2 tRNA genes and 2 rRNA genes (1 of these 4 cut by a window edge) are annotated in these 3,203 nt (G+C 55.9%); all 4 read left to right on the top strand.

Annotated features, from left to right (window positions below):
• Positions 1-187: 187 nt before the first annotated feature.
• A 16S ribosomal RNA gene (locus tag KHP60_RS18240) occupies positions 188-1,674 on the top strand.
• Between the two features lie 151 nt (positions 1,675-1,825).
• Positions 1,826-1,902 (top strand) — tRNA-Ile (locus KHP60_RS18235).
• 123 nt (positions 1,903-2,025) lie between these two features.
• Positions 2,026-2,101: transfer RNA gene (locus tag KHP60_RS18230), tRNA-Ala, on the top strand.
• A gap of 281 nt (positions 2,102-2,382) precedes the next feature.
• Positions 2,383-3,203, top strand: a 23S ribosomal RNA gene (locus KHP60_RS18225); it runs 1,988 nt beyond the window's last position.
• The 16S and 23S rRNA genes sit together here with 2 tRNA genes alongside, the layout of an rRNA operon.

Genomic DNA, 3,203 nt, shown 5'->3' with positions numbered 1-3,203 from the left:
TGTTCTTTGACAAGTGAAGAGAGAAGAGAAGCGTAGGCGGCGGTGTCCTTGCGGATTGTCCTTCGGGGCGATCGAATGAGAACATCGACCGATGTCTATGCTTTGGTGAGTACACCGCTTCAGGGAAACCTGGAGAAGGATGGTACTCTGTCAATTTGCGTAGAGATTTAGTCGAGATCAAATTCTTCAACTTGAGAGTTTGATCCTGGCTCAGAACGAACGCTGGCGGCAGGCTTAACACATGCAAGTCGAACGCATCCTTCGGGATGAGTGGCAGACGGGTGAGTAACGCGTGGGAACGTGCCCTTCAGTTCGGAATAACCCAGGGAAACTTGGGCTAATACCGGATACGTGCGAGAGCAGAAAGATTTATCGCTGAAGGATCGGCCCGCGTCTGATTAGCTAGTTGGTGGGGTAATGGCCCACCAAGGCGACGATCAGTAGCTGGTCTGAGAGGATGATCAGCCACATTGGGACTGAGACACGGCCCAAACTCCTACGGGAGGCAGCAGTGGGGAATATTGGACAATGGGCGCAAGCCTGATCCAGCCATGCCGCGTGAGTGATGAAGGCCTTAGGGTTGTAAAGCTCTTTCAGTGGGGACGATAATGACGGTACCCGCAGAAGAAGCCCCGGCTAACTTCGTGCCAGCAGCCGCGGTAATACGAAGGGGGCTAGCGTTGTTCGGAATCACTGGGCGTAAAGGGCGCGTAGGCGGCTTTGTAAGTCGGGGGTGAAAGCCTGTGGCTCAACCACAGAATTGCCTTCGATACTGCATGGCTTGAGACCGGAAGAGGTTAGTGGAACTGCGAGTGTAGAGGTGAAATTCGTAGATATTCGCAAGAACACCAGTGGCGAAGGCGGCTGACTGGTCCGGTTCTGACGCTGAGGCGCGAAAGCGTGGGGAGCAAACAGGATTAGATACCCTGGTAGTCCACGCCGTAAACGATGAATGCCAGCCGTTGGCGAGCTTGCTCGTCAGTGGCGCAGCTAACGCTTTAAGCATTCCGCCTGGGGAGTACGGTCGCAAGATTAAAACTCAAAGGAATTGACGGGGGCCCGCACAAGCGGTGGAGCATGTGGTTTAATTCGAAGCAACGCGCAGAACCTTACCAGCCTTTGACATGTCCCGTGTGGATCCTGGAGACAGGATCCTTCAGTTCGGCTGGCGGGAACACAGGTGCTGCATGGCTGTCGTCAGCTCGTGTCGTGAGATGTTGGGTTAAGTCCCGCAACGAGCGCAACCCTCGCCCTTAGTTGCCATCATTGAGTTGGGCACTCTAAGGGGACTGCCGGTGATAAGCCGAGAGGAAGGTGGGGATGACGTCAAGTCCTCATGGCCCTTACGGGCTGGGCTACACACGTGCTACAATGGCGGTGACAAAGGGCAGCGAACCCGCGAGGGGGAGCTAATCCTTAAAAGCCGTCTCAGTTCAGATTGCACTCTGCAACTCGAGTGCATGAAGGCGGAATCGCTAGTAATCGTGGATCAGAACGCCACGGTGAATACGTTCCCGGGCCTTGTACACACCGCCCGTCACACCATGGGAGTTGGTCTTACCCGACGGCGCTGCGCCAACCGCAAGGAGGCAGGCGACCACGGTAGGGTCAGCGACTGGGGTGAAGTCGTAACAAGGTAGCCGTAGGGGAACCTGCGGCTGGATCACCTCCTTTCTAAGGATGGTCTCTTATGAGAAGGCTTATGGCCTCCTCTATCGGACCTCTTTTGAACAATAAGGGTCAGTCAGACCCTGACATGCGGGACGCTGCCGTCTTCGTTTCTCTTCTCATTCCGGATACATCGGTCGGGGTTTGACCCCGATTGGGGCCTGTAGCTCAGGTGGTTAGAGCGCACCCCTGATAAGGGTGAGGTCGGACGTTCGAGTCGTCCCAGGCCCACCATTTATCTTGGTTAGGCTCAGACGCCGTCCTGCGGTCTTGCGAAGGCCGACCGGCCGCCGCGCCGCGTGGCGCGGACAGCCAAGAAAGCGGACGCTTTCGCCGGCGCCTGAGGCCAGGTATCAAGGGGCCTTAGCTCAGCTGGGAGAGCGGTAGCTTTGCAAGCTTCAGGTCGTCGGTTCGATCCCGACAGGCTCCACCATTTTTTGGATCCGGAAGGTCTATAGGGCATGACCTGGTCATGGCCGTGGATCGTCAAAGGAATTCGCCTGCCCTCTTGGGGGGAGCGCGGATGTTTGAAATCGTAAAGAGGCAGCATATTCGACCAGCGGGCGACCTAGTCCCGCGAACCAGCCCCGGCCCGCAGCCGTGGGCGTCGGATATGCTTGGCAAGCAAAAACATGTCTTTGGCGAAAGCCGAAGACAGGTCTTTCTTTTGGATCTTTGTTCGGCTTTAGCCGAGCGGACATTGATCATGAGAGTAATCAAGTGTCGTAAGAGCATCTGGTGGATGCCTTGGCGCTGAGAGGCGATGAAGGACGTGGTACGCTGCGATAAGCCTTGGGGAGCTGCGAACGAGCTTTGATCCAAGGATCTCCGAATGGGGAAACCCCCCTTCGACCCTTTGTATTGTGAGCACAGGATGCGTTCTGTGCTGGCACTACGAGGGGTCAGATGAAGGGATTAGGCCCTGAATACATAGGGGTTTAAGGCGAACCCGGGGAACTGAAACATCTAAGTACCCGGAGGAAAGGACATCAATTGAGACTCCGTTAGTAGTGGCGAGCGAACGCGGACCAGGCCAGTGCCTGCATGACACGTCATCGGAACCGTCTGGAAAGGCGGGCACGAACGGGTGACAGCCCCGTACGGATCAACGTGATTGCAGGACTTGAGTAGGGCGGGACACGTGAAATCCTGTCTGAACATGGGGGGACCACCCTCCAAGCCTAAGTACTCCTCAGCGACCGATAGTGTACTAGTACCGTGAGGGAAAGGTGAAAAGCACCCCGACGAGGGGAGTGAAACAGTTCCTGAAACCGGATGCTTACAAACAGTAGGAGCCCAAGGTTCGTCCTGGGTGACTGCGTACCTTTTGTATAATGGGTCAGCGACTTAAAGTAACGAGCAAGCTTAAGCCGATAGGTGGAGGCGCAGCGAAAGCGAGTCTGAACAGGGCGTTTGAGTTCGTTGCTTTAGACCCGAAACCGGGTGATCTAGCCATGAGCAGGTTGAAGGTGCGGTAACACGCACTGGAGGACCGAACCGGTGCCTGTTGAAAAAGTCTCGGATGACTTGTGGCT

Origin of the sequence: Microvirga sp. 3-52 (assembly GCF_018383585.1) — a bacterium.
Lineage (GTDB): Bacteria > Pseudomonadota > Alphaproteobacteria > Rhizobiales > Beijerinckiaceae > Microvirga.
This window is presented reverse-complemented; position numbering and strand designations above follow the sequence as displayed.